This is a genomic window from Streptomyces sp. NPDC126510, assembly GCF_040302345.1.
Lineage (GTDB): Bacteria > Actinomycetota > Actinomycetes > Streptomycetales > Streptomycetaceae > Streptomyces.
The window spans coordinates 182487-207650 of record NZ_JBEORR010000005.1 but is presented as its reverse complement, the minus strand read 5'-3'; the positions used below and the strand labels follow the sequence as shown (position 1 = coordinate 207650).

24 protein-coding genes are annotated in these 25164 nt (G+C 71.6%); 14 read left to right on the top strand and 10 right to left on the bottom strand.

Annotated elements, in window-relative coordinates; all coding sequences use genetic code 11:
- Nucleotides 1–210: 210 nt before the first annotated feature.
- On the bottom strand, nt 211–561 hold the full coding sequence (locus tag ABTX60_RS08660) for a winged helix-turn-helix transcriptional regulator (protein WP_352096340.1): 351 nt from the start codon (nt 559–561) through the stop codon (nt 211–213).
- Nucleotides 562–610: 49 nt separating this feature from the next.
- Between ABTX60_RS08660 and ABTX60_RS08655 the strand changes: the two genes are divergently transcribed.
- Nucleotides 611–1543, top strand: a complete 933-nt coding sequence (locus tag ABTX60_RS08655) for an NAD(P)-dependent oxidoreductase (RefSeq protein ID WP_352096339.1) — start codon at nt 611–613, stop codon at nt 1541–1543.
- Nucleotides 1544–1546: 3 nt separating this feature from the next.
- Here the strand turns inward: ABTX60_RS08655 and ABTX60_RS08650 are convergent, their stop codons facing one another.
- Nucleotides 1547–2437: a LysR family transcriptional regulator gene (locus tag ABTX60_RS08650; RefSeq protein ID WP_352096338.1), complete on the bottom strand. Its 891-nt coding sequence runs from the start codon at nt 2435–2437 to the stop codon at nt 1547–1549.
- A 99-nt stretch (nt 2438–2536) separates the two neighbouring features.
- On the opposite strand from ABTX60_RS08650, the gene ABTX60_RS08645 reads away from it, so the two are divergent.
- Nucleotides 2537–2902 (top strand): YybH family protein, encoded by a 366-nt coding sequence (locus tag ABTX60_RS08645; RefSeq protein WP_352096337.1) that lies wholly within the window; start codon nt 2537–2539, stop codon nt 2900–2902.
- A gap of 154 nt (nt 2903–3056) precedes the next feature.
- Here ABTX60_RS08645 and ABTX60_RS08640 read toward each other — a convergent pair whose 3' ends face one another.
- On the bottom strand, nt 3057–4049 hold the full coding sequence (locus ABTX60_RS08640; protein WP_352096474.1) for a LacI family DNA-binding transcriptional regulator: 993 nt from the start codon (nt 4047–4049) through the stop codon (nt 3057–3059).
- A gap of 313 nt (nt 4050–4362) precedes the next feature.
- On the opposite strand from ABTX60_RS08640, the gene ABTX60_RS08635 reads away from it, so the two are divergent.
- A complete protein-coding gene (locus tag ABTX60_RS08635; protein ID WP_352096336.1) occupies nt 4363–6417 on the top strand; it encodes an RICIN domain-containing protein in 2055 nt (684 codons plus the stop codon).
- Between the two features lie 271 nt (nt 6418–6688).
- Here ABTX60_RS08635 and ABTX60_RS08630 read toward each other — a convergent pair whose 3' ends face one another.
- Nucleotides 6689–8137: a DEAD/DEAH box helicase gene (locus ABTX60_RS08630; RefSeq protein WP_352096335.1), complete on the bottom strand. Its 1449-nt coding sequence runs from the start codon at nt 8135–8137 to the stop codon at nt 6689–6691.
- Nucleotides 8138–8288: 151 nt separating this feature from the next.
- Nucleotides 8289–8492 carry a cold-shock protein gene (locus tag ABTX60_RS08625; protein WP_003991681.1) on the bottom strand — a complete coding sequence of 68 codons (204 nt, stop codon included), beginning with the start codon at nt 8490–8492 and terminating at the stop codon, nt 8289–8291.
- 347 nt (nt 8493–8839) lie between these two features.
- On the opposite strand from ABTX60_RS08625, the gene ABTX60_RS08620 reads away from it, so the two are divergent.
- The 3 genes from ABTX60_RS08620 (at nt 8840) to ABTX60_RS08610 (ending at nt 13061) form a co-directional block, all read left to right on the top strand.
- Nucleotides 8840–11047 carry an MMPL family transporter gene (locus tag ABTX60_RS08620; protein WP_352096334.1) on the top strand — a complete coding sequence of 736 codons (2208 nt, stop codon included), beginning with the start codon at nt 8840–8842 and terminating at the stop codon, nt 11045–11047.
- A 107-nt stretch (nt 11048–11154) separates the two neighbouring features.
- Nucleotides 11155–12387: a sensor histidine kinase gene (locus tag ABTX60_RS08615; protein WP_352096333.1), complete on the top strand. Its 1233-nt coding sequence runs from the start codon at nt 11155–11157 to the stop codon at nt 12385–12387.
- The gene (locus ABTX60_RS08610) at nt 12384–13061 is read left to right on the top strand and encodes a response regulator transcription factor (protein ID WP_352096332.1); all 678 of its coding nucleotides are present in this window, start codon (nt 12384–12386) and stop codon (nt 13059–13061) included. Before ABTX60_RS08615 ends, ABTX60_RS08610 begins: the two co-directional genes overlap by 4 nt.
- A gap of 18 nt (nt 13062–13079) precedes the next feature.
- Here the strand turns inward: ABTX60_RS08610 and ABTX60_RS08605 are convergent, their stop codons facing one another.
- The 4 genes from ABTX60_RS08605 to ABTX60_RS08590 all read right to left on the bottom strand — a co-directional run bounded on the left by ABTX60_RS08605 (nt 13080) and on the right by ABTX60_RS08590 (nt 16705).
- Nucleotides 13080–14255 (bottom strand): serine hydrolase domain-containing protein, encoded by a 1176-nt coding sequence (locus ABTX60_RS08605; RefSeq protein WP_352096331.1) that lies wholly within the window; start codon nt 14253–14255, stop codon nt 13080–13082.
- A 96-nt stretch (nt 14256–14351) separates the two neighbouring features.
- A complete protein-coding gene (locus ABTX60_RS08600; protein ID WP_352096330.1) occupies nt 14352–15062 on the bottom strand; it encodes a response regulator transcription factor in 711 nt (236 codons plus the stop codon).
- The gene (locus tag ABTX60_RS08595) at nt 15059–16231 is read right to left on the bottom strand and encodes a sensor histidine kinase (protein ID WP_352096329.1); all 1173 of its coding nucleotides are present in this window, start codon (nt 16229–16231) and stop codon (nt 15059–15061) included. Before ABTX60_RS08595 ends, ABTX60_RS08600 begins: the two co-directional genes overlap by 4 nt.
- Before the next feature lie 90 nt (nt 16232–16321).
- Entirely contained in the window at nt 16322–16705 is a 384-nt protein-coding gene (locus ABTX60_RS08590) for an ArsR/SmtB family transcription factor (protein ID WP_352096328.1), read from the bottom strand.
- A gap of 98 nt (nt 16706–16803) precedes the next feature.
- Here ABTX60_RS08590 and ABTX60_RS08585 point away from each other — a divergent pair, with 98 nt between their 5' ends.
- Entirely contained in the window at nt 16804–18060 is a 1257-nt protein-coding gene (locus ABTX60_RS08585) for an MFS transporter (RefSeq protein ID WP_352096327.1), read from the top strand.
- Between the two features lie 36 nt (nt 18061–18096).
- Here ABTX60_RS08585 and ABTX60_RS08580 read toward each other — a convergent pair whose 3' ends face one another.
- Entirely contained in the window at nt 18097–18417 is a 321-nt protein-coding gene (locus ABTX60_RS08580) for a GYD domain-containing protein (protein WP_352096326.1), read from the bottom strand.
- Between the two features lie 439 nt (nt 18418–18856).
- On the opposite strand from ABTX60_RS08580, the gene ABTX60_RS08575 reads away from it, so the two are divergent.
- From ABTX60_RS08575 to ABTX60_RS08545, 7 genes are all read left to right on the top strand, one after another.
- A complete protein-coding gene (locus tag ABTX60_RS08575) occupies nt 18857–19087 on the top strand; it encodes an AidA/PixA family protein (RefSeq protein ID WP_352096473.1) in 231 nt (76 codons plus the stop codon).
- A 51-nt stretch (nt 19088–19138) separates the two neighbouring features.
- Nucleotides 19139–20050, top strand: coding sequence for a LysR family transcriptional regulator (locus ABTX60_RS08570; protein WP_352096325.1), 912 nt, complete (start codon nt 19139–19141; stop codon nt 20048–20050).
- A 153-nt stretch (nt 20051–20203) separates the two neighbouring features.
- On the top strand, nt 20204–21373 hold the full coding sequence (locus tag ABTX60_RS08565; RefSeq protein ID WP_352096324.1) for a CaiB/BaiF CoA transferase family protein: 1170 nt from the start codon (nt 20204–20206) through the stop codon (nt 21371–21373).
- Nucleotides 21374–21404: 31 nt separating this feature from the next.
- Nucleotides 21405–22181 carry a crotonase/enoyl-CoA hydratase family protein gene (locus ABTX60_RS08560; protein WP_352096323.1) on the top strand — a complete coding sequence of 259 codons (777 nt, stop codon included), beginning with the start codon at nt 21405–21407 and terminating at the stop codon, nt 22179–22181.
- Between the two features lie 7 nt (nt 22182–22188).
- The gene (locus ABTX60_RS08555) at nt 22189–22935 is read left to right on the top strand and encodes an acetoacetate decarboxylase (RefSeq protein ID WP_352096322.1); all 747 of its coding nucleotides are present in this window, start codon (nt 22189–22191) and stop codon (nt 22933–22935) included.
- A complete protein-coding gene (locus tag ABTX60_RS08550; protein WP_352096321.1) occupies nt 22932–23903 on the top strand; it encodes a 3-hydroxyacyl-CoA dehydrogenase NAD-binding domain-containing protein in 972 nt (323 codons plus the stop codon). Before ABTX60_RS08555 ends, ABTX60_RS08550 begins: the two co-directional genes overlap by 4 nt.
- A gap of 1 nt (nt 23904) precedes the next feature.
- The gene (locus ABTX60_RS08545; protein ID WP_352096320.1) at nt 23905–25107 is read left to right on the top strand and encodes an acyl-CoA dehydrogenase family protein; all 1203 of its coding nucleotides are present in this window, start codon (nt 23905–23907) and stop codon (nt 25105–25107) included.
- Nucleotides 25108–25164 lie beyond the last annotated feature (57 nt).

The following is a 25164-nucleotide window of genomic DNA, read 5'->3' as shown; positions in this document are numbered from 1 at the left end:
CAGCAGGTGCCCGGTCGAACCGCGCGCGGTCGGTGAGGCCGTCCCATTGCAGCAGCGTGATCACGAGACCACGCTAACCGGCCCGGCGTCTCGGGCCCCCGGAGTACCCACCTTTTTGTGGGGACTTGGCAGTGCGCCGACGCCGGGCGAACCTGGTGGTGGGCGGCCGGTGAGGCACAGGACGCGGAAGGGACGGAGGTGGCACCCGCGTCAGGAGGCCGGCCGGGCGGCCTCGGTCAGCTTCTCCAGGCGACGGTGGCCCCAGTCGGACAACGGCGCCAGTGCCTCGGAGAGTTCGCGGCCGAACGCGGTGAGGGAGTAGACCGTCTTCGGCGGCAGCACGTCGTGCACCTCACGGTGCACCAGTCCGTCCGCCGCCATCTCCCGCAAGGCCTCCGTCAGCACCTTCTCGCTAAGGCCCGGTAGTCGCCGGCGCAGTTCCGCCGGGCGGTGCGGGCCCGACTCCAGCAGCCAGAGCAGGGCCGTCTTCCATTTGCCGTCGATCACGGCGATCGCGGCGGTCACTCCGCAGACGTTCGGATCCTGGCGCCGACGCGTCACACTCGCCCCCGTTTGTTGTCAATTGCCATACGTCTTTGAGGAGTTCACCATGCCTTCGTACAGCGCTTCGCCGGCCCCGGCGCATTCCGCCCGGCCGCCCGCCGATCGCCCGGCCGGCACGGTGACCGTCCTCGGTCTCGGCCCGATGGGCCGGGCCCTGGCCGGTGCGTTCGTCGACGCGGGCCTGCGCACCACTGTCTGGAACCGTACTCCGGGCCGCGACCGGGAGCTCCTCGACCGCGGTGCGGTGGGCGCGGCGTCGGCGGCCGAAGCGGCGGCGGCGAGCGAGGTGACCGTCGTCTGCGTGGTGAACTACGAGGCTGCCGACGCCGTGCTGCGCCAGGACGAGGTCGAAGCCGCCCTCAAGGGCCGTACGGTCGTGAATCTGACCGCCGACACCCCCGCCCGGGCCCGCGACACCGCCGCCTGGGCCGCCGCGCACGGCATCCGCTACCTGGACGGCGCGATCATGACCCCGGCCACCACCATCGGCACGCCCGAGGCGGTTTTCCTGCACAGCGGACCCGAGGACCTCTATCGCGAACTCACCCCGGTCCGGGAAGCGCTGGGTGGTACCCATACCCATCTCGGCGAGGAGACGGGCCGGGCCGCGGCCTATGACATCGCCCTGCTCGACATCTTCTGGACGGCCATGGCCGGCTACGCGCACGCCATGGCGGTTGCCAGGGCCGAGGGCGTCACCGCGAGGGAACTGGCGCCCTTCGCCCAGGGCATCGGCGCGATCCTCCCGCCGCTGTTCGCGGAGACCGCCGAGGACGCCGACACCGGCGCCTACTCCGGCGAGGGCAACCCGCTCACCTCGGCCGTGTCGTCCATGTCCCACATCGTCCACGTCTCCGAGTCGCACGGCATCGACGCCGGTGTCATGCGCGCCGCCGAGGGAATGGCCCGCCGCGCCATCGGGCTCGGGCACGGGCAGGACGGTTTCATCCGCGTCGCGGAGGTCATCGGACGGCGCTGACCGCTACGCGGGGCCGCCGGGCAGGTCGAACGCCCGCCCACACCGCGCGAGCATCTCGCGCACCGCGGGACTCCGCCCGTTCCGCCAGACCAGAGCGAGCAGGGCCGGTGTCTCGACGTCGTCGATGGTGCGGGCGACGAGCCGGTCCCGGTGTCCCGCGGCCATCGACTCGCTGAGGACGCCGACGCCCAGCCCTCGCGCCGCGAGGTCCGCGACGGCGTCCGCGGCGCCGGCCTGCAGTGCGACCCGGGGCCGAAGATCCCGCGCGGCACAGGCTCCGTCGAAGACCGCCCGCAGGCCGGTGCCCGGAGGCATGCACACGATCGGATGGTCGACGACGTCCCGCAGCGTGAGCCGCCGCCGCTGCGCCAGGGCGTGGCCCTCCGGGACCAGCGCGACGAGCCGCTCGCTGATGATCGTCAACGACTCGAGGCCCTCCGGGGCCGCAGCCGTCCCGACGAGGGCCACATCGAGCGTGCCGAGGCGCACCCCTTCGACGAGCCGGTCGGAGTTGTCCTCCAGCAGGGAGATCTCCACCCCCGGATGCGCACGGTGGAACGCGGAGAGTGCCTCGAACAGGGGCGTGACGGTGCAGCCGATGACCATGCCGACCACGAGCCGGCCCCGGATCAGGCCGGTCACCTCGCCCACCGCCTGCCCGACCGCCGTGGCCGCGGCGAGCGCGGCACGGGCGTGGTCGAGCGCTGCCCTTCCCGCTGCGGTCAGCGTCGTGGTGCGGGCCGAACGGTCGAAGAGCTCGGCCCCGAGCTCACGCTCCAGCCGGCGGATCTGGGCGCTGACTCCGGACTGGCTGATGTGCACCCGCTCGGCGGCTCGCGTGAAGTTCCGTTCCTCGGCGACCGCGACGAAGTACTCCAGCTGCCTCAGTTCCATGACTGGCAATTCTAGTTCTCATCAGATCCATCTGTTGGACTTCTGATCACTGCCCGAAGAGGCTGGAGGCACCGAGCCATCCCGACACCAGGAGGATTCGTGCCGGAGTACGAGAAGGCCATGCGCCCCGAGGACATCACCCGCCTGTTCGTCGAACGCTCCAACGCCGGTGACGCGGCCGGGGTGGCAGCGCTCTACGAAGTGGACGCGGTACTGGCCTACCCGCCCGGCGAACGGACGGTGGGGCGGGAAGCGATCCGCGCACTGTGGGAGAAGGTGCTGGCCGAGCGCCCCCGCTTCGAGCCGGAAGCACCGCTGCCGACCCTGGTCAGCGGCGACATCGCCCTGACGTCGACCCCGCCGAAGGACGGGGCGGGTGCCCGCGCGCAGGTGGTCAGGCGCCAGCCCGACGGAAGCTGGCTGCGCGTCCTCGACCAGCCAGAGTTCACCGCTCCCACCGGCTGAGGCCGAAACGAACCGGCGTCCGGCGGGCCTCGTTCGACGGGCCTCAGGTCACCAGTGCCCCCTCAGGCAATGTTTGCCCGTCAAGGAGCGGCGTCCGGTGCGGCGAGAGGGCGTGCCGGGCGTCGCGACGGGGCGGACGTTGCCCTCCGGGGCACTAGCTCGGCCGCCGCCGCGCTCCCGTGCTCTCCCGCCGCACCAACCGCGTCGGCACCAACGTCGTCCCGTGCTCCACCCCGTCCTGGCGCATCTTGCTGAGCACCCCCTCCACGCACAGCCGCCCCACCTCCGCGAAGTCCTGGTGGATCGTCGTCAGGGGCGGGAGGAAGGACGCGGACTCGGGGATGTCGTCGAAGCCGATGACGCTGACGTCGTCGGGGATGCGGCGGCCGCGTTCGTGCAGGGCGCGGAGCAGGCCCAGGGCCATCTGGTCGTTGGCCGCGAACACCGCCGTGCAGTTCGGGTCGTCGGCGAGGAGCAGGCCCGCCCGGTAGCCGGACTCGGCCGACCAGTCGCCCCGGACCGGCGGTGGCGGAACCCGGCCCGCCGCGGTCAGCGTGTCGCGCCAGGCGTTGGCACGGCGCTGGGCGGCGAAGGAGCCTTCCGGGCCGGCCAGGTGCCAGACCGTGTCGTGGCCGAGGTCCAGCAGGTGCCGTACGGCGTCCCGGGCGCCGCCCGCCTGGTCGGTGTCGACGACGGTGTAGCGGTCGCCGGCGTCGGAATCGGCCACCACGACCTGCACACCGGGCGGCAGGGAGACCGTCGCCGCGTCGAGCAGATGGATCTCCATGATGACGATGACGGCGTCCACGGCGAGTTCCCCCAGCCGGGAGAAGGCACCGTTCACCTCGTCCTGGGTGGGGACGGCCACGGGCAGCAGGGTGACGGCGTAACCGTGCTCGGCGGCGGAGGTGGCGATGGCCTCCAGGGTGCGGATGTTGCCCATGGTGGAGAGCGAGAAGGTGATCACGCCGAGGGTGCGGAACTCGCCCCGGCGCAGCGCCCGGGCCGCGCTGTTGGGCCGGTAGCCGAGTTCCCGCATGGCGGCCAGCACCTGCGCACGGGTCTCCTCGGTGACGCCCGGGAAGCCGTTCGAGACGCGGGAGACCGTCTGGGAGGAGACCCCGGCGAGCTGGGCGACGTCGGCCATGGAGGCGCCCTGGCGGGGGCGGGCCGCACGCCTTCTCGTACGGCTCGTGACGCCCGGCTCGCTCTCGCCGTTCACCGTGCTCACCTGCCCCTCGCTTCCCTCACGGCGCACCGGGCGCGGATTTCGGTCCGGAACGAGTCCTTGACCCCTGAGATTCGGACAGTGTAGACATCCCGCCAGTGGATGTTTACGTAAACATTGCCTAGCCGAAATCGTACGAGAACCCGCCGAACCCGTACCAGTCGCACCACGTAGGCCCCGATCTCTGCGTCCGCCGGGACGCGCGGCACGCAGAAGAGCTGGAGTACTCGAGATGGCACACCGCACCCGTAAGAGAAGGCTCCTCGGGGCCATCGGCGTCACCGCCGTGGCGACCGGAACCCTCCTGGCCACGACGACCCTGCCCGCCGCGCACGCCGAGCCGGCCCAGGCCGCGGCCGCCGGGGTCACCGTCCGGCCCGACCCCTCCTACGCGGGGGAGAAGTTCGAGGGCTGGGGCACCAGCCTGGTCTGGTTCGCCAACGCCACCGGCGACTACCCGCCCGCGGTCCGCGAGAAGCTCTACAAGCTCCTCTTCGGCGACGAGGGCCTCGCCCTGAACATCGCCCGCTACAACATCGGCGGCGGCAACGCCCCCGACGTCAAGGACTACCTGCGGGCCGGCGGCGCGGTCGAGGGCTGGTGGAAGGCCCCGGCCGGCACCACCCGCGAGGACGTCGACTGGTGGGACGCGGACGACCCCCGGGACTGGAACAAGAACGCCGACAAGACCCAGCGCTGGTGGGTCGACCGCATCAAGAAGGACATCACCCACTGGGAGACCTTCAGCAACTCCCCGCCCTGGTTCATGACCGAGAGCGGCTACGTCTCCGGCAACTTCGACGCGGGCAAGGACCAGCTGAAGCCCGGGTCGGTCGACGACTTCGCCAAGTACCTGGTGGGCGCGACCGAGCGGCTGGAGAAGGCGCACGGCATCAAGGTCGACACCCTCGACCCCTTCAACGAGCCGAACACGAACTACTGGGGCACCAAGCTCGGCCCCGACGGCGAGCCGGTCGGCGGCCGCCAGGAGGGCGCCCACATCGGCCCCGAGCTCCAGCAGAAGGTGATCCGCGCCCTGGCGCCGGTCCTGAAGAAGTCCCGGTCCGACGCGGAGATATCCGCGATGGACGAGACCAACCCGGGCACGTTCGCCACGAACTGGAACTCCTACCCGCAGGAGGTCCGCGACCTCGTCGGCCAGATGAACGTCCACACCTACGGCACCGGACAGCGCACCACCGTCCGCGACCTGGCCAAGGCCGCCGACAAGCCGCTGTGGATGAGCGAGGTCGAGGGCGACTGGGGCGACGGGCAGAGCTTCACGGACATGCGGCCCGGCCTGGGCCTGGCCCAGCGCATGGTGGACGACCTGCGTGAACTGGAGCCCAAGGCCTGGGTGTTCTGGCAGCCCGTCGAGGACTACGACAACATGAAGCCGGGCGGCGAGTCCGCCAAGGGCGGCAACTGGGGCGAGATCCAGCTCCCGTTCAGCTGCACCTCCAAGGACACCCTGAAGTCCTGCCCGGTCTACACGAACACCAAGTTCGACACGGCCCGCAACTTCACGCACTTCATCAAGCCCGGCGACCGGCTGATCAAGACGAACGACACCTCCAGCACCGCGGCGGTCTCCCGCAAGGGCGACGCGGCGACCGTCGTCCACGTCAACAGCGCCACCGAGGCGCGCGAGGTCACGCTCGACCTGTCGAAGTTCGGCCGGGTCTCCTCCCGCGCCACCGTCACCCCGGTGGTGACCAGCGCCGACGGCAAGCTGGACAAGCAGAAGGCCGTCCGGGTCTCCGGCAAGCAGGCCACGCTCACCGTGCCCGCGCAGTCCGTGACGTCCTTCCTGGTCAAGGGCGTCTCCGGGGTGGCGAAGGACGCCGCCGAGCTGCGCAAGGGCCACACCTACCGCCTCACCGGCGTCCAGAGCGGCAAGGACCTCACCATCGCCGGCAACGGCACGGGCCTGGTCATCAAGGGCGCGAACGCGACCGACCCGAGCGGTCAGCAGTGGCGGGTCGAGCAGGTCCGCGGCTCGGACAACCGCAAGCGGTACGTCCTCACGGAGACGGCCTCCGACAAGCGCCTGGCCATCCGTGACGGCGCTCTGGTCGCCGAGCCGGACGAGGGCCGCCGCGACAAGGCCACCGAGTGGATCATGTCCACGACCGGTGACGGCACCTGGACGCTCGTGAACGCGGCGACGGGCCAGCTCCCGGACGTCGGGGGGCAGTCCACGAACGACGGCGCCTCCGTGGGCGTCTGGCAGCCCAACTCCGGTTCCAACCAGCGCTGGACGGTGACGGACGTGACGAGCGGCTGACGCCTCCGCACGCCCCTCACCGAGACGCCCCCGCCGCCCGTCGCCTCTGTGCGACGGGCGGCGGGGGCGTCGTGGTGCTCTTCCGCCCGTCCGGCAGCCGTCGGCCCGTGGCGACCACCGAGGGGGCGGCGGGATCAACGGTGTGCTGGGCGGAGGTCCCCGAAGCCGACAGGGCGGCCGGGCCGACACCCGGACGCTCGTGGGCGTGAGGCCGCGGATGTACCCCCCGCCGGGGCGGTCACCGGCACCGCCCCCGCCCCCGCCCGGCGCCTCAGCGGCGGCGGCCCCGGGACGGCCTGCTCCGCCGCCCGTTCGGCGCGGGACCCGTCCGCGCGGCGGGCTTCTCGGTGGCCGGCGGGGCGAGGACGACGGGCACGCCCGAGGGCTCCTGCGCCCCGGTGATGCGGCTCAGTTCGGCCTCGCCCGAGCGGACCCGGGTGATCTGCGGGGTGATCCCGGCGTCGGCCATCAGCCGGGTCATCTCGCGCCGCTGGTGCGGCAGGACCAGCGTGACGACGGTGCCGGACTCCCCGGCGCGGGCCGTACGGCCGCCCCGGTGCAGGTAGTCCTTGTGGTCGCCGGGCGGGTCCACGTTGACGACGAGGTCGAGGTTGTCGACGTGGATGCCGCGGGCGGCGACATTGGTCGCCACCAGCACCGAGACCTGGCCGTCCTTGAAACGGGCCAGGGTCCTGGTCCGCTGGGACTGGGACTTCCCGCCGTGCAGGGCCATGGCGCGCACGCCGACGGCGAGCAGCTTCTTGGCCAGCCGGTCGGCGGCGTGCTTGGTGTCCAGGAACATGATCACGCGCCCGTCGCGGGCGGCGATGCGGGTCGTGGTGGCGTGCTTGTCGTCGTCCTCCACGTGCAGCAGGTGGTGCTCCATGGTGGTGACGGCGCCCGCGGAGGGGTCGACGGAGTGCACCACCGGGTCGTGCAGGTACGTGCGCACCAACCGGTCGACGTTGCGGTCCAGGGTGGCCGAGAACAGCATCCGCTGCCCGCCCGGGCGCACCTGGTCGAGCAGGGCGGTGACCTGCGGCATGAAGCCCATGTCGGTCATCTGGTCGGCCTCGTCGAGGACGGTGATGTCGACGTGGTCCAGCCGGCAGTCGCCGCGGTCTATGAGGTCCTTGAGGCGTCCGGGCGTGGCGACGACGACCTCGGCGCCACTGCGCAGCGCGTTCGCCTGCCGTCCGATCGGCAGGCCGCCGACCACCGTGGCGAGCCGCAGCCGCAGCGCGCGGGCGAACGGGGTGAGGGCGTCGGTGACCTGCTGGGCCAGCTCGCGGGTGGGTACGAGGACCAGGGCGAGGGGCTGCCGGGCCTCGGCCCGCCGCCCGTCGACGCGGGCCAGCAGGGCGAGCCCGAAGGCGAGCGTCTTGCCCGAGCCGGTGCGCCCGCGGCCGAGGACGTCCCGTCCGGCCAGCGAGTTCGGCAGGGTCGCCGCCTGGATCGGGAACGGCGCGGTCAGCCCCTCGGAGCGCAGCGCGGCGAGCAGCCGCTCGGGCACGTCGAGGTCGGCGAACGCCTCGACGGCGGGCAGCGCCGGGGTGATGGTGGCGGGGGGTGCGAACTCCTGGCTGGGGGCGGGGCGGCGCCCGCCGCGGCCGCCGCCGGACGGGCGGGAGGCCGTGCCCTGGCCACCCGGCTTACGGGACCGGGACCCGTTGCCGCGGGAGTGGGGAGAGCCGTTGTTCCTGCGAGCCGTACGGTCCATGGGGAACCTTCCTCGATGCGGCACGCGTCGAGGAATGCGCGACGGCACCGTGGTGCCGCAGGATTCGCAAGAGTTGAGCCGGAGACAAACAAAACGAGCCGAGGCCCGCACCGCGAGGGTGCGGGCCCCGGTCAGGGCATGCGCGTACGCGTCAGGCGGGAACGATGTTCTCGGCCTGCGGGCCCTTCTGGCCCTGCGTGACGTCGAAGGTGACCTTCTGGCCTTCCTGGAGCTCACGGAAGCCAGAGGTGGCGATGTTCGAGTAGTGGGCGAAGACGTCCGGGCCGCCACCCTCCTGCTCGATGAAGCCGAAGCCCTTTTCCGAGTTGAACCACTTCACGGTGCCGGTAGCCATATGAATCTCCCTTGAGGGCAGTACTCAGGGCCCGCACCTTGCGGACCCGTAGTCGCCGAAATGATCACCCTAAGGAGATCCGAGAATCCTCGGAAACAAAAAAGAGTGCTCGCGTCGACAAAGGTCGAAAGAGCACTCGAAGTCTCTGGGAACCAAAACTGCAACGCCAGCCAAGGTAGCACAGGCCGCGTCGGAAGGCTCGGGAATCTCGTACCCGGGGTGGACCCGCCGCCCCTTCGTACTGCGTTCCGAGTACCGGAGATTGTCGGCAGGCGCACGACGACGGGACAGGACCCCCACGGAGAGGCTTGGCAGACGTCCGACACCAGATGTGGAGACCTCCTGCCGTGGCAACTTTCCTGTATCGAGTGGGCCGTCTGGCCTTCCGGCGGCGCTGGTACGTCGCCCTGGTCTGGGCGGCGGTCCTGGCCGCCGTGGGGCTGGGCTCCCTCAAGGCGCCGGAGGCCGCCGACGAGGGGTTCTCGATGCCCGGCATCGAGTCCCAGAAGGCGTTCGACCTGATGGACCAGCGCTTCCCCGGGGCCACGGCCGACAGCGCGACGGCCAGGGTCGTCTTCATCGCGCCGAGCGGCGAGAAGGTCACGGCCGCCGGGAACAGGAAGGCCGTCGAGAAGACCGTGGCCGAGCTCGGTGACGGCCCGCAGGTCGCGAGCGCCGTCGACCCGTTCCGGGCGAAGACGGTCAGCGAGGACGGCAGGACGGCCTTCGCCACGGTCACCTACAAGGTCAAGGCCGACGACCTCACCGACGCCGGCCGCGGCCACCTGGAGCGGACCCTCGACCAGGCCCGGGACTCCGGACTGACCGTCGAGGCGGGCGGCACCGCGCTGGCCGCCGAGGGCGGGCCGGGCGGCGCGGCCGAGGTGATCGGTGTCGCGATCGCCGCCGTGGTGCTCCTGGTCACCTTCGGATCGCTGGCCGCCGCCGGGCTGCCCCTGCTGACGGCCGTGGTCGGCGTCGGCGTCAGCATGGCCACGATCCTCACCCTGTCCAGCGCCCTGGGCCTGTCCACGACCACCGGCACCCTGGCGATGATGCTGGGGCTCGCCGTCGGCATCGACTACGCCCTGTTCGTCGTCTCCCGCTACCGGGAGGAGCGCGCCAAGGGCCGCACGCCGCAGGAGGCGACGGCGCTGGCCGTCGGCACGGCCGGTTCCGCGGTCGTCTTCGCCGGGCTCACCGTCGTGATCGCGCTGGCCGGGCTCGCCGTGGTCGGCATCCCGATGCTCACCAAGATGGGGCTGGCCGCCGCGGGCGCGGTCGTCGTCGCCGTACTGATCGCGCTCACCCTCGTCCCCGCCCTCCTCGGCTTCTGGCCGAACGCCGTGCTCACCCGGCGGGCCCGCAGGAGCGGCCGGATCGAGGAGAGCACCGCCGCCAACGCCGGCACCCGCTGGGCGCGGTTCGTGCTGCGCCGCCCCATCCCCGTCCTGCTCCTCGGCGTCGTCGGCCTGGGCGCCCTCGCCCTGCCCGCCGCCGACCTACAGCTCGGCATGCCCGGGGACGAGGCCAAGCCCACCTCCACCACCGAGCGCCGGGCCTACGACGCGCTCGCCGAGGGCTTCGGGCCGGGCTTCAACGGGCCGCTGACCGTCGTCGTGGACGCCAAGGGCACCGCCGACCCGAAGACCGCCGCCGGCACGATCGCGAAGCAGATCGGCGGCACGAAGGGCGTCGTGTCGGTCTCCCCGGCCCGCTTCAACGAAGCCGGCGACACCGCGGTCTTCTCCGTCGTGCCCGCCACCGCGCCGACCGACGAGAAGACCAAGGACCTGGTCACCACCATCCGGGACGAGCGCCCCGGACTCGAGTCCGGCACCGGTGCCACCTACGAGGTCACCGGCACCACCGCGATGAACATCGACATCGCCGAGAAGGTGCAGGACGCGCTGATCCCGTACCTGGTCGTCGTGGTGGGCCTCGCGATCGTGCTGCTGCTGGTGGTCTTCCGGTCCCTGCTCGTCCCGATCAAGGCGGCCCTCGGCTTCCTGCTGTCGGTGCTGGCCTCCCTCGGCGCGGTCGTCGTGGTCTTCCAGCAGGGCCACGGCGCGGAACTCTTCGGCGTGGAGCAGACCGGCCCGATCATGAGCCTGATGCCGATCTTCCTGGTGGGCATCGTCTTCGGCCTCGCGATGGACTACGAGGTGTTCCTCGTCTCCCGGATGCGGGAGGCGTACGTCCACGGGGAGTCGCCCGCCCAGGCGGTCACGTCCGGCTTCCGGCACAGCGCCCGGGTGGTCGTGGCCGCCGCCCTGATCATGATCGCGGTGTTCGCCGGGTTCATCGGCGAGAGCGACTCCATGATCAAGATGATCGGCTTCGGGCTTGCCACCGCCGTCCTCTTCGACGCCTTCGTCGTACGGATGGCGATCGTGCCGGCCGTCCTCGCCCTGCTCGGCGACAAGGCCTGGTGGCTGCCGAAGTGGCTGGACCGGGCGCTGCCCCGGGTCGACGTGGAGGGCGAGGCCCTCAGCCGGCCGGAGCCGGAGGCGGCCGCGGACCCCGCCCGCGACCTGGAGCCGGCCCGCACCTGAGACAGCCGCACCCGAGGCCGTCCGTGGCGAAGGCCACGGACGGCCCCTCGGGCGTTCCCGCCCCGCGTCGACCACGATGGTCCCAGCCCCACCGACCGGAGAGCCCGATGAACATCAGTCTGGAGCGGCGCTACCAGGGTCGCCTCGAGGAATTCTCGGCACGCCACGTGTTCCTCGTCGACCTGGCGATGGTCCTGGCACTGATGGGCTGTACCGCCCTCGGCGCCACGCTCACCATGCCCGGTGCCGGCCCGCCGGACCATGACGAGACCACCGCCGCCGTCATGGGCGTGGCCTGTCTCGTGCTGCTCAAGCACCGCACGCATCCGCGCGTCGCCGTCGTCGTGGCCGGGGCCTGCACGGTGGCCGCGGTCGGACTCGGCTACCTGGTCACGCCGCTGCTGCTGGCACCGGTCATGGCGGCCCTCTACTGGCTGGCCGCGCTCACCGACCGCAGGTCCACCCGCGTCTACGGCCTTCCCGCCCTGCTCGCGGTGACGGTCGCGGCGGTGTTCTCCGGCTCCATGAACCACGTCTCCCTGCTGCTGCGCACGATCGGCCCGATCTTCTGGCTGATGCTGCCGCTCGCCGCCGGCAAGATGACACAGCTGCGGCGCGCCTACCTCCAGTCGCTGCAGGCCCGGGCGGAACACGCCGAGCGCACCAGGGAGGAGGAGGCCCGCCTGCGCGTCACCGAGGAGCGGGTGCGCATCGCCCGGGAGCTGCACGACGTGGTGGCCCACCACATGGCCCTGGCCAACGCCCAGGCCGGCACGGCCGCACACCTCGCCCTCACCAGCCCCGAGCAGAGCCGGAAGATCCTCACCGACCTGACCGGCACCACGTCCTCCGCGCTGCGGGAGCTGAAGGCCACGCTCGGCCTGCTGCGGGACGACGACGCCCCCGGCTCCTCGGGACTGGAACCGTCCCCGGGCCTGGCCCGCCTGCCGGAGCTGGTCTCGGCGTGCGAGTCGGCGGGTCTGGAGGTCACCGTCACCACGAAGGGGGAACCGCAGCCGCTGTCGCCCGGCGTCGACCTGACCGCGTACCGGATCGTGCAGGAAGCCCTCACCAACGTCACCAAGCACGCCACGGCCGAGGCCGTGCACGTGCTCCTCGTCTACACCGGATCCCGTCTGCTGATCACCGTCACCAACGACGGCCCCAGCGTGCCGGAGGTCGCCCGGGGGCGCGGCTTCGGCGTCATGGGCATGCGCGAACGCGCCCTCTCCATCGGCGGCGAACTGTGCGCGGGTCCCCGTCCCCAGGGCGGCTTCGAGGTCACCACCGCGCTGCCCCTGCAACCCGCCCCCCACCTCGCCGAAGGAACCATCGCATGACCATCAGGGTGCTGCTCGCCGACGACCAGGCCCTGCTGCGGGCCACCTTCCGGATCCTCATCGACTCCTGCGCGGACATGGAGGTGGTCGGCGAGGCGTCCGACGGCGCCGAGGCGGTGGGCCTGACCCGGAAGCTGCGCCCGGACATCGTCCTCATGGACATCCGCATGCCCGGCACCGACGGCCTCACCGCCACCTCCGAGCTGTGCGCCGACCCGGAGCTGTCCGCCACCCGTGTCCTGATCCTCACCACGTTCGAGACCGAGGACTACGTCGCCCAGGCCCTGCGCGCCGGAGCCAGCGGCTTCCTCGGCAAGGACGTCACCGCCGACACCCTGCTGGACGGCGTGCGCACGGTGGCCTCCGGCGAGGCCCTCCTGTCGCCCGTCGCCACCCGCTCCCTCATCACCCGCTTCCTCCTGGCCCCCGCCCCCGGGACCCACCTGGCCCCACCGGAGCGCCTCGCCGACCTCACCGTCCGCGAACGCGAGGTGATGGCCCTGGCCGCGGAGGGCAGGTCCAACACGGAGATCGCCGAGGACCTCACCCTCAGCCCGCTGACCGTCCGCACGCACATCCACCGGGCCATGACCAAGCTGCACGCCCGGGACCGCGCGCAGCTGGTCGTCATCGCGTACCAGACGGGTCTCGTACGGGCGACGCCACCGGCGTGAGCCCGGCCCCGGCCCCGCCTACGGCCTGCCGTAGGCCGCGACCATGATCTTCTCGGCGGTCCGGTTCATGCCCTGGCCCTTGGCGTCGGTGGAGTTGACGCTGTAGACGAGGGTGCGCGAGCCGCCGCGGGTGGAGGCGATGGCGGCGTTGTACCCCCAGCGCCCGCCCGTCTTGCCCCAGACCTCCCGCCCGCCGAGCACCTTCATGGACAGACCGACGGCGTAGGCGGCCGGCTCCCCGGTCCCGAAGTCGGTCACCTCGGGCAGTGTGAACATCTCGTCCATCAGCGGCCCGCGCACGATCCGCCCCCCGAACAGGGCATTGGTGAACCGCTCCAGGTCGGCGGTGGTCGAGACGAGGTCCCCGGCCGCCCAGCCGTCCGTCGTCCCCCACACGGAGACGTCCCGGAGCCCGGCCGTGCCGTCGTCGAGCCGCATGGTCTGGTAGCCGTGGTTGTGCGGCCCGGTGATGCGCGGGTTCGCCCCCGGGAAGTACGTGTCCCGCAGTCCCAGCGGCCCGAGCACCCGCCGGGCGACCTGATGCTCGTAGGAGTCGTGGGTGACGCGTTCGATGAGCAGGCCGGCGATGGTGTATCCGATGTTGAGGTAGTGCTGCCGCTCGCCCGGCGCGAACTCGGGCTTCTTCGAGGTCGCCGAGCGGACCATGTCCTCGGGGTCGTGGATCCGGAAACGGTTCGCGTACGCCTCCTCGACGGTGGTGCCGGGGAAGTCCGGCGCCGGAATGCCGTGCGTGTGGTTCAGGAGCTGCCGGACGGTGACGCCCGCGTACGACGCGGGGATCAGATCCGGGAGGTAGGAGCGGGCGCTGCGGTCCAGGTCCAGGCGGCCCTCTGCGGCGAGTTGCAGGGCGACGGCGGCGGTGAAGACCTTGGTCACGGACCCGGCGCGGAAGCGGGCGGCGGGATCGGCGGGCCGTCCGGTCCGCAGGTCGTGCACGCCCGAACTGCCGCGCCAGACACCCTCCTTGCCGCCGACCCGCACGAGGGCGGCGGTGGCGTCGGCGGTGGGCAGGCCGGCGATGGCGGTTTCGAGGGCGGTGTTCGGGGCCTGCTCGGCGGTTGCTCGCGCGGTCGTCGCGGGCGGGGCGGAGGCGGCGGCCGGGAGCACGGACGGCCCTGCGGCGATGCCCGCGACGAGCACGGCGGCGGTGAGCAGGCTGGTACGGGTCTTCATGGCGAACTCCGTTGAGAGGGGCCGACGTTGTGCGACGCCTTCATCCTCCGGATCGCAGCCGCCGCGTGGATCGCCCCCGGCGGTGGTCCCGCGGCGTCACTTCCTCGCCGACGCGGGGGAGGATCCGGTCCGGGCCCCTCCCCCCGGCGGGGGATCCCCGGCCGTGACGAGGCCCGTCTCGTACGCACAGATCACGGCCTGGATCCGGTCCCTGAGGCCCAGCTTCGCCAGCACATTGCCCACGTGCGTCTTCACCGTGTGGTCGCTGACCACCAGTTCCGCGGCGATCTCGGCGTTCGACAGGCCCCGTGCGAGCAGCAGCAGCGTCTCGCGCTCCCGGGTGGTCAGGGCCTCCAGCCGGGGATCGGGCCGGCGGGTACGGGCGGCGGGCCGGGTGTACTGCTCCACCAGGCGCCGGGCGACGGAGGGCGCGAGCAGCGAGTCGCCCCGGGCGACGACCCGCACGGCGTGCACGAGGTCGTCCCGGCGGACGTCCTTGAGCAGGAAGCCGCTCGCGCCCGCGTGCAGCGCTTCGTACACGTACTCGTCGGAGTCGAAGGTCGTCAGCATCACCGTCCGGCAGTCGCCCAGGGCGCTGATCGCACGGCAGGCCTCGATCCCGTCCATGCGCGGCATCCTGATGTCGAGCAGCACCACATCGGGAGCGTGCCGCCGCACGGCGTCCAGCGCCTCGACCCCGTCACCCGCCTCGGCGACGACCTCGATGTCCGGCTGTGCGTCCAGGATCATCGCGAAGCCGCTGCGCACGAGCTCCTGGTCGTCGGCGACGACGACACGGAGCGTCATCGCCCGGCCTCCGCCGCGTCGGGCACGGGAATCCGCACCCGCACCTCGAACCCACGCCCGTCCGCGCCGGGCCCCGCCACCGCGCTGCCCCCGTGCGCCGCCGCCCGCTCCCGCATACCGGCGAGCCCGTGCCCGCCCCGACGGGACATCCCGCGCGGCCCCTTTCCGTCATCGATCACCAAGATCTCCAACTCGCTTTTTCGATAGGACAGTTGAACATGTACCGTCCGTGCCGCCGCATGCTTGAGGGTATTGGTCAGGGCCTCCTGGACCACCCGGAAGACGGTGGCCCCGGCGCCCTCCGGCACGGGCCGGACGTCCCCCACGGCCCGGTACGTCACGTCGAGCCCGCTCCCGCGCACCCGGTCGAGGAGACCGGGCAGGGCGGTGAGTCCGGGCTGTGGCTCGCGCGGGGCGGCGGAGCCGGGCTCGCCGGCGTCGTCCCGCAGCACGCCCAGCATGTTCCGCAACTGCGTCATGGCGTCCCGCCCGGTCGCGGAGATGGCGTCGAAGGCGGCCACGGCCCGCTCGGGCGCGGCACGCACCGCCACCGGTCCGGCCTCGGCCTGCACGATCATCAGGCTCACGGCGTGGGAGAGGACGTCGTGCATCTCCCGTGCGATCCGGGCCCGTTCGCGGGCGGCGGCCTGTTCGGCCTCGACGCGGTGGGCCCGCTGCCGGGCGTCGGTCAGCCGTCCGAACACGTAGGCGGCGGCGAACACGAAGAGGGAGAAGGTCAGTTCACGGGCCGACCGGGTGTTGAGCCAGACCCCCACCGGCACGGCGACCAGGAGCACGGCCCCGGTCATGAGCCGTTTGCGCGCCGAGGACAGTGCGGCGACCGTGTAGGCGACGACGAGCCCGTTGTACGGCAACGGCTGCCCGGGCCCGTCCAGGGTGAACCGGTACAGGGCGCTCGTGGCCAGCACTCCGAACAGCACGGCGACGGGTGCGCGCCGCCGCCAGACCAGGGGGACGACGGTGAGAGTGCTCAGCCCGTAGGCGCCCCAGGTCGCCGGCGGCAGCCCGGGCGCGCGCGGCACGAGGAACGGCATGGTCATAGCGCCCTGCACGAGCAGCGCGACGCCGATGTCGACCAGGAGCGGATGTGCCGTCGCGAGGACCCTGCCCCGCGACCACCACCCGCGCCATCGCCCCCGTATGCCCATGGCGGCGTACGCCTCCCCTCGCGTGCGGCCCGATTGCCGAAACCGTAACGGGGGGCGATGGCCTCACGCGCCGGAAGGACAAGCCCTGTTTCAGGGCGCGTCCGGCGGCCTCCACGCCGCGACCAGGTCCACCAGCCCGGGGAAACGGGCGTTCAGGTCCTCCACCCGGACGTGGCTGCGGCGTTCCAGGCCGTACTGGCGCTGGCGGGTGACGCCGGCTTCGCGCAGAGCCTTGAAGTGGTGGGTGAGGGAGGACTTGGGGCGGTCGAGGCCGAACCAGCCGCAGGAGTGGTCGAACGCCTCCGACTCGAGCAGGAGTTTGCGCACGATCCGCAGCCGCAGCGGGTCGCTGAGCGCGCCCAGCACGGTCTCCAGCCGCAGCTCCCCGACCGCCGGCTCGGGCAGCGGTTCCGGCAGGTTCTCCGGCTCCGGCACCACCTTGACGACCGGCGCCTGTCGACCTGTCGCAGCCATGGGCAGCTCCCTGTCACCGAAATCCTATGTACGAGTTCCATCGTACTGGATGCTAAGTTCGAATGGACTCGTACTTAGCTTGCCGGAGGGAGCAACCCATGTCGCGGAGCCGGACCCTGTCCGACGGGACGACGGACGAACAGCAGGCCGCACCGCCGGAGCCGGCCACGGCCCGCACGCCCACCTGGTGGGTGTGGCTGGCGGCCTGGCCGGTCACCGCCGTCTTCGTGCTGTCCAACGCGGCGACCCCGCTGTACGTGCTGTGGCAGCGCGACATCGGGTTCTCCCAGGGCACCCTGACCGTCGTCTTCGCGTTCTACATCGTCGGACTGCTCGGCTCGCTGCTCGTGTCGGGCGTCGTCTCCGACCGGCTGGGACGCAAGTCCGTGCTGCTGCCCGCCCTCGCGCTCGCCCTGGCCGCCTGCGCGATCTTCGCGACCGCCACGACCGTCGCGGCACTGATCGTCGCCCGGCTGTTCACCGGCATCGCCGTCGGCGCGGTCGTCTCCGCCGGCATGGCCGCCGTGACGGACGTGGCGGGCCCGGAGCGCAAGCGGCTGGCCGCGCTGCTGGCCTCCTGCGCGATGGTCTTCGGCGCCGGCCTCGGCCCTCTGCTCGCCGGTCTGCTGTCCGAGACGCTCCCGGCCCCCACCGCCACCGTCTTCGTCGTCGAGGCGGTCCTGCTGTGCACGGCCGTCCTCGCCGTGCTGCGCATGCCGGTACGCCGTCCCGCCACCCGCGGCAAGGGCGCCTGGGTGCGCGTGCCCGCCGTCCCGCAGGGCAACGGCATCCACCTCACCCTCGGCATCGCGGTGTTCGCCCCCGGCATCACCGCCACGTCCTTCGTGCTGTCGCTGGGCCCCACCCTGCTGACCGAACTGCTCGGCACCACCAGCCGGATCGTCGCCGGAGCCATGGCGTTCGTCATGTTCCTCGCCGCCACCGGCGTCCAGTTCGCCGTGCGGAAGCTGTCCCGGCGCACCATTCTGACCGCCGGTGCGATCAGCACCACCCTCAGCATGGCCGCGCTGATCGCCGCCGTGCACGCCGCGTCGGTCGTGCTGCTGGTCGCCTCCGCCCTGCTCGCCGGGGCCGGCCAGGGCATGGGCCAGCTCGGCGGTCTGTCCCTGCTCAACTCCACCGTTCCGGCGCAGCGCCTCGCCGAGGCCAACGCCGCGCTGAACGTGGGCGGTTACATCCCCGCCGGCCTCCTTCCGGTGTCCACGGGTTACCTCATGGACGCGGTGGGGCTGCCGACCGGCGCGACCCTCTTCGGCACCGTCCTGATGGGCCTCGCCGTCGTCGGCGGGCTCGTGGTCCTCTCCGGCCACCGCCGGGTGTCCGAGCCGGTGTGACGGGCCTCGACGTCCTCGTCGCGGGCGTGCCCCCCATCACGCTCCCGCGGCCCGGAAGGTGACCTCCCGGCGGGCGGCCTCGTCGATCTCCTCGACGGTGAGCAGCGGCGTCGCCCGGGTGCGGACGGTTCCGCTGGCCTTGACGGTGAGGCTGACTGCGGCCATGGAGACGTTGTCGGGGAAGTCGACGATCATCACGACGTCGTCGTCCCCGAAGGCGAAGTACATCGCCTCGACCCGCCCCCCGAGCCCGCCGACGACCTGCTCCACGGCGGCCCGGCGCCCACTGCCCCCTTCTCCGAGCAGGCCCTTGGTGCCTTCGGTGGTGTAACCGGCCTGGATGAGGAACTTCGGCATATTCTTTCCCGCCCATCGCTTGTCGGAGGTGCGGCATGCCTTCCCGGCGGTCGCCCTGCACGCCGGGCGGGATTCACCCGCGTGCAGCCGTCGTGAGCTCTTCGGTCCGGCCTCAGGCCTACAGATAGGCCAGGACCGCCGGCACCCGGCGGTGGTCGTCCGGGGCCGCCGGAGGGAGGACGAGCCTCTGCAGGACCCGCCCTGTTCGGCATCGCCCACGGGCTGCGCCGGGACCGGGCCTGCCGGTCGCGCTGTCGATGGCCTGGCCCTGGGGCGCGGGTGTGGTGGCCGGTCGCTGTCCAACCGCTCGGCGGGAACCGGCCTTTGGGGAACACATCGTGTCGAATCCGCCGGCGTGACCTCGACCGTCGGGGTTTTCAGGACGTTCATATTCCGCGAATGAGCACTCGAACCGACTTCTCCCCCCCAGCACCAGCTCATCCGCACCCCCGAGATCGAGGTCGTCGACGGCGTCTACCCCCTGCCGAAGGAGGGGACGGAGGGCAGGCCGGAGTTCGAGACCCAGCGCTACGCCGACCACTACTGGCGCACGACCGTCAAGAGGCCGGGCAAGGTCGTGTATCACTTCTCCTTCCAGATCCTCGACCGCCACCGCCAGTTGAAGGGGTACTTCCAGTGGGACCCCTTCATCACGATCGAAGACGCCTGACACCTGACGGCTCCGGCGAGGGGCAGGGGCGCAGCGGCTAGGCTTGATCCCGTGGAGCTCCTGCACCTGCGCTATTTCCTCGCCGTCGCCCAAGAGCTGAACTTCTCCACCGCCGCCCGCAAACTGCACATGGCGGCCTCCCCGTTGAGCCGGCGGATCAAGGATCTCGAGAACGAGGTCGGGCACCGGCTGTTCGACCGGGACACCCATCACGTACGGCTCACCGCGGCCGGCAACGCGCTGCTGCCGATCGCGCGCGGGGTGCTGGAGCAGGTCGACTCCATCCGGTGGCGGCTGGACGAGACGGCCCGGCCGCAGCGCACCACGCTGCTGCTCGGTGTGCCCACCGGCGTCCATCCCGACCTGCGGGAACGGATGGACGCCCTGGCCGAGCGGGTCAGCGACCGGTTCGAGATCAAACGCTGGCCCGGCGGCACCGACCGGCTCGTCGACGCCGTGTGCGACGGCCGGCTGGCGCTGACCCTGGCCCGGCTCCCGGCCGGTGGTGACCCGGCGCTGGAGCAGATGCCGGTGATGTCGGAGCGGCTCGGCGCGGTCGTGCCCCGGGACCGGTTCGCGGGGCGCGAGTCCGTCGCCCTCGCGGAACTGGCCGAACTCGCCTACGCGGGCTCCCCGACGGCGGTGACGAACGCCTACTTCCGCGGCCTCGACCAGCAGCTCGCCGAACTCGGCATCAAGAAGCGCATCGAACTGGGCAGCGCCACATTCGAGGGAATTTCCGAAATAGTTTCCAGCGGTCTGGCGTTCTCCATTTCCATGCTGGATTCGAGGAGTCCGGTACAGAATTACCGTCTCGACAATGTCACCGTCCTTCCCTTCTCCGACTTCCACCCTCGTCTGGAGACCGGGCTGATCTGGCGCAAGGACCGGGCCAACGGCGGTGACCTGCGGGAAGTCGTGGCGGCCGCCCGAGAGGTCTTCGCCGAGCCACTCCACTCATAATCACCGCAACACCTTCACGAAAAGCGGTATGACCACTGCGGTCATACCGCTTTTCGTTATTCGGTCATGCCATTCGTTTCCATTCGGTGACTCACCGCGCTAACTTAGTTTCCAGATACACACACATGGTGAGTCGAAGGAGTGAAGAAACCGATGACGGACAGCACCGACACCGTCGCCGGCCCGCTGCAGGGCGTCCGCGTGATCGACCTCTCGACCGTGGTGATGGGCCCCTACGCCGCCCAGATCCTCGGAGACCTGGGCGCCGACGTGATCAAGATCGAGTCGCCGGCCGACACCGTCCGCGTGGGCCACTACAAGACCACCCCGGGCATGACCCCGCTGAACCTCAACGTCAACCGCAACAAGCGCAGCGTCGCCCTCAACCTCAAGGACGACACCGACCGCGAGCGCGCACTGCGGCTGATCGACACCGCGGACGTCCTGATCACCAACATGCGCCCCGGCGCCCTGCACCGCCTGGGCCTGTCCTACGACGACATCGCCGCCCGCAACCCCGGCCTCGTCTACGCGCACGCCCAGGGCTTCCGCAGCGACTCGGACCGGGCCGGCAACGCCGCGTACGACGAGACCGTGCAGGCCGCCTCCGGTCTGGTCGACATCGCCGACCGGGCCCTCGGCGAGCCCGTCTACCTGCCGACCATCATCGGCGACAAGGTCTCCTCGCTGACCATCGCCTACAGCGTGCTGGCCGCCCTGCTGCACCGGAACAACACCGGCCAGGGCCAGCTCATCGAGGTCCCGATGACCGACACCCTGATCGCGTTCAACCTGGTCGAGCACCTCGCGGGGCACACCCACGTGCCCGAGACCGGCCCCACGGGCTTCGCGCTGTCGATGCTGAAGGGCCACAAGGCGGTGCGCACCAAGGACGGCCTGGCCTGTGTCATGCCGTACAACCCGCACAACTACCGGGACTTCTTCACCGCCGCCGGACGCCCGGACCTCGCCGAGGACCCGCGCGTGAACGGCGACGCCATCGACAGCGCCGACCACGAGGACCTGGCCGAGCTGCTCGCGGCCTGCGCCCCGGCGCTGACCACCGAGGAGTGGGCGGAGGTGTGCGCCAAGCACAGCATCCCGATGGCCCCGGTGCTGGAACTCGACCGCGCCCACGACGACCCCTACGTCCGTGACGGCCACCTGCTCGACAGCGTCGAGCACCCCACCGAGGGCACGGTCCGCACCATCGGCATCCCGCTGCGCTTCTCCGCCACCCCCGGCTCGATCCGCCGCCTCGCACCCGTCGCGGGCCAGGACACCGAGGACGTCTTCGCCGAACTCGACGCCGCCACCCGCTGATCGTCAGCTGTTTGTCACAGGAGGAACAGTCATGAGCACCCCCGCACCTCCCGTCGTGCGCACCGAACGCATCGGCTCCACCCTGCTGATCACCCTCGACCGTCCCGAGGCCCGCAACGCCGTGAACGCGGCGACCGCCACCGCGCTGGCCGCCGCACTCGACGAGCTGGAGGCCGACCCCGCCCTGTGGGTCGGCGTCCTGACCGGCGAGGGCGGCACTTTCAGCGCCGGCATGGACCTGAAGGCCGCCCTGCGCGGCGAGTCGCCCGAGGCCGAGGGCCGCGGATTCGGCGGCCTGACCGAGGCCCGGCCGGACAAGCCCCTCATCGCCGCCGTGGAGGGCTTCGCCATGGGCGGCGGCTTCGAACTGGCCCTGGCCTGCGATCTGATCGTCACCGCCGAGGACGCCCGTTTCGGTCTGCCCGAGGTCAAGCGCGGCCTGATCGCCGCGGGCGGCGGCGTGATCCGGCTGCCCCAGCGCATCCCGCACCACCTCGCCATGGAGTTCCTGCTGACCGGCGATCCCGTCGACGGCCGCCGGGCCGGCGAACTCGGCCTGGCCAACCGGGTCACCGCCAAGGGGCAGGCCGTCGCCGAGGCGCTGCGGCTGGCCGAACGGGTCGCGGAGAACGCCCCGCTCGCCCTCGCGACCGTCAAGCGCGTCGTGCGCGCCGCCGAGGGAGCGTCCGACGAGGAGGCCTTCGCCTTCCAGCGCACGCAGATGAAGCCCCTGATGGCCTCGGACGACGTACGCGAGGGCATGACCGCCTTCGCCGAGCGCCGCCCCGCGCGGTGGACCGGGCGGTGAGCCGGACATGAAGACCGCAGACGTACGACAGCACGTCACCACCCCCCTCACGAGCCCGGCGTACGCGCCGATGGTGCCGCGGTTCACCGACCGCGAGTACCTCAACGTCGTCTACCGCACCGACCCCGACGCGCTGCGGGCCGTCGTCCCCGAACCCCTGCGGATCGACGAGCCGCTGGTCCGGTTCGAGGTCATGAAGATGGGCGACGTCACCGGGTACGGCCCCTACACCGAGGCCGGCCAGGCGATCCCCGTCAGCTTCGAGGGCGAGCGGGGCGAGTACCTGCACGCGATGCACCTGGACAACTTCCCGGCGACCGCCTCCGGCCGCGAGGTCTCCGCCTACCCGAAGGTCATCGGCTCCCCGTCGCTCTTCGTCGACTCCGGCGCGCTCGTCGGCACCCTCGACCACGGCAGCCTGCGGGTCGCCACCGCGACCATGGGCTACAAGCACCACGAGCTGGACCCGGCCGAGGCCGAGGCACAGATCACCGTGCCGACCTTCATGCTCAAGACGATCCCCGGCTACGACGGTCTGCCGCGCGTGCAGGAACTCGTCCGCACCCGCATCACCGACATCACCGTCAAGGGCGCCTGGACCGGCCCCGCCCGGCTCCAGCTGTTCCAGCACGTGCTCGCCCCGCTGGCCGACCTGCCGGTGCTGGAGGTCGTCTCCGCCAGCCACATCCTCACCGACCTGACGCTGGCAGGCGTCGAGCCGGTCCACGACTACCTGAAGGGAGCCGCGTCATGAACCGCGCCTTCCGTACCGCCGCGGTGATCGGCGCCGGGACCATCGGACTGTCCTGGGCCACGCTGTTCGCCGCGCACGGCCTGACCGTCCGGGTGAGCGACCCGCGCCCCGACCTCGCCGAGGCCGTGGACGAGGCCCTGGCCACCTACGCCCCGCATCTGGCCGCCCGCGGCCTGGACGTCACCGGCCTCGCCGACCGCGTGCACCTCGCCGCCGATGTCACCGAGGCCGTCCGGGACGCCGACGTGGTCCAGGAGAACGGCCCGGAGCGGGCCGAGTTCAAGAAGGACCTGTTCGCCACGCTCGCCCGGGAGGCACCCGCACACGCCCTGCTGCTCAGCTCCTCCTCGGCGATCCCGTCGAGCGCGTTCACCGGGGAGCTGTCCGACGAGGACGCCGCCCGGGTGCTGATCGGCCACCCCTTCAACCCGCCGCACCTGGTCCCGCTCGTCGAGGTCGTCCCCGGCGAACGCACCGGCGAGGACGCCGTGCTGGACGCGGTGGACTTCTACACCTCGATCGGCCGCACCCCGGTCGTCGAGCGCAAGGAGATCCCCGGCTTCGTCGGCAACCGCCTGCAGAACGCCCTCAGCCGCGAGGCCGCGTACCTCGTCCAGGAGGGTGTGGTGACCCCCGAGGACCTCGACAAGGTCGTGATCAACTCGCTGGGCCTGCGCTGGGCCACCGTCGGGCCGTTCCTCGGCGCGCACCTGGGCGGCGGACCCGGCGGCTACCGGCACCTGGTCGAGCACATCGGCAAGTCGATGCAGCAGACGGGAGCGGGGCTCGGCACCCCGTCGCAGAGCAAGGAACAGAACAAGGAACAAGAGGAAGCACAGGAACGGCTCATCGAAGCCGTGGAAAAGGCCTACGGCTCCTCCACGTACTCGGAACTCACCGAGACGCGCGACCGCAGGCAACTCGCTGTCCTGGCAGCCCTGGACAGCGCGGACAAGGAGGAGAACTGAGATGACCACCACCATGCAGCCGCTCGAGGACCAGCTGACCGCCGACTTCTACAACTACGAGTCGCTGCTGCCGGACGACGAGCGCAAGCTGCTCCTCAAGACCCGCGCCCTCATGCGCGACGAGGTCAAGCCGCTGGTGAACGAGAACTGGGGCAGGGACCGGTTCCCGACGGAGCTCATCGGCCTGTTCCGCGACAGCGGCCTCGCCGGTCTCCCCTACGAGGGCTACGGCGAGCACTGTCCCGGCGTCAGCAACCTGCTCAGCGGCACGATGGCCATGGAGATGGCCCGCACCGACGCCTCGGTCTCCACCTTCTTCGGCGTCCACAACGGCCTGGCGATGTACTCGATCTACTCCGGCGGCGACCAGGAGCAGCGCGACCGCTGGCTCCCGGCGATGGCCGCGATGGACAAGATCGGCGCGTTCGCCATGACCGAGCCGCTCGGCGGGTCCGACGTCGCGGGCGGCATGCGCACCACCGCCAAGCGCGAGGGCGACACCTGGGTCCTGAACGGTGCCAAGAAGTGGATCGGCAACGCGACCTTCGCCGACTACGTCGTGGTGTGGGCACGCGACCTCGACGACAACCACGTCAAGGGCTTCGTCGTCGAGAAGGGCACACCCGGCTTCGATCCCGTGAAGATCGAGGGCAAGATCGCCTTCCGGATCGTCGAGAACGCCGAGATCACCCTGACCGACGTCCGGGTGCCGGAGGCCAACCGCCTGCAGAACATCAACTCCTTCCGCGACGTCGCCGAGATCCTGCGCGCGACCCGCGCGGGAGTGGCCTGGCAGGCGCTCGGTGTCATGATCGGCGCCTACGAACTCGCCCTGGACTACGCCCGGGAGCGCCGCCAGTTCGGCCGCCCGATCGGCGGTTTCCAGCTGGTGCAGGACCTGCTGGTCAAGAGCCTCGGCAACATCACCGCCTCCTGGGGCATGATGACGCAGCTCGCCCGGCTGCAGGACGCCGGCATCTTCCGCGACGAACACTCCTCGCTGGCCAAGGCGTTCGTCACCTCCCGGATGCGGGAGGTCGTGGCCTGGAGCCGTGAGATCTTCGGCGGCAACGGCATCCTGCTGGAGCACGACATCGCCCGCTTCTTCGCCGACGCCGAGGCGATCTACTCCTTCGAGGGCACCCGCGAGATGAACACCCTGATCGTCGGCAAGTCGATCACGGGCCAGAGCGCCTTCGTCTGAGCACCCGCACACACCAGGACGAACCAACCCCGGGTCTTCACCCGGGGTTTCGTCGCG

Coding starts and splice junctions, on each gene's coding strand:
- ABTX60_RS08595 (WP_352096329.1), bottom strand. CDS start 16,231: ATGGGCATACGGGGGCGATGGCGCGGGTGGTGGTCGCGGGGCAGGGTC.
- ABTX60_RS08625 (WP_003991681.1), bottom strand. CDS start 8,492: ATGGCTACCGGCACCGTGAAGTGGTTCAACTCGGAAAAGGGCTTCGGC.
- ABTX60_RS08590 (WP_352096328.1), bottom strand. CDS start 16,705: ATGGCTGCGACAGGTCGACAGGCGCCGGTCGTCAAGGTGGTGCCGGAG.
- ABTX60_RS08555 (WP_352096322.1), top strand. CDS start 22,189: ATGAAGACCGCAGACGTACGACAGCACGTCACCACCCCCCTCACGAGC.
- ABTX60_RS08650 (WP_352096338.1), bottom strand. CDS start 2,437: ATGGAACTGAGGCAGCTGGAGTACTTCGTCGCGGTCGCCGAGGAACGG.
- ABTX60_RS08635 (WP_352096336.1), top strand. CDS start 4,363: ATGGCACACCGCACCCGTAAGAGAAGGCTCCTCGGGGCCATCGGCGTC.
- ABTX60_RS08655 (WP_352096339.1), top strand. CDS start 611: ATGCCTTCGTACAGCGCTTCGCCGGCCCCGGCGCATTCCGCCCGGCCG.
- ABTX60_RS08610 (WP_352096332.1), top strand. CDS start 12,384: ATGACCATCAGGGTGCTGCTCGCCGACGACCAGGCCCTGCTGCGGGCC.
- ABTX60_RS08640 (WP_352096474.1), bottom strand. CDS start 4,049: ATGGCCGACGTCGCCCAGCTCGCCGGGGTCTCCTCCCAGACGGTCTCC.
- ABTX60_RS08605 (WP_352096331.1), bottom strand. CDS start 14,255: ATGAAGACCCGTACCAGCCTGCTCACCGCCGCCGTGCTCGTCGCGGGC.
- ABTX60_RS08560 (WP_352096323.1), top strand. CDS start 21,405: ATGAGCACCCCCGCACCTCCCGTCGTGCGCACCGAACGCATCGGCTCC.
- ABTX60_RS08630 (WP_352096335.1), bottom strand. CDS start 8,137: ATGGACCGTACGGCTCGCAGGAACAACGGCTCTCCCCACTCCCGCGGC.
- ABTX60_RS08615 (WP_352096333.1), top strand. CDS start 11,155: ATGAACATCAGTCTGGAGCGGCGCTACCAGGGTCGCCTCGAGGAATTC.
- ABTX60_RS08600 (WP_352096330.1), bottom strand. CDS start 15,062: ATGACGCTCCGTGTCGTCGTCGCCGACGACCAGGAGCTCGTGCGCAGC.
- ABTX60_RS08550 (WP_352096321.1), top strand. CDS start 22,932: ATGAACCGCGCCTTCCGTACCGCCGCGGTGATCGGCGCCGGGACCATC.
- ABTX60_RS08565 (WP_352096324.1), top strand. CDS start 20,204: ATGACGGACAGCACCGACACCGTCGCCGGCCCGCTGCAGGGCGTCCGC.
- ABTX60_RS08585 (WP_352096327.1), top strand. CDS start 16,804: ATGTCGCGGAGCCGGACCCTGTCCGACGGGACGACGGACGAACAGCAG.
- ABTX60_RS08580 (WP_352096326.1), bottom strand. CDS start 18,417: ATGCCGAAGTTCCTCATCCAGGCCGGTTACACCACCGAAGGCACCAAG.
- ABTX60_RS08545 (WP_352096320.1), top strand. CDS start 23,905: ATGACCACCACCATGCAGCCGCTCGAGGACCAGCTGACCGCCGACTTC.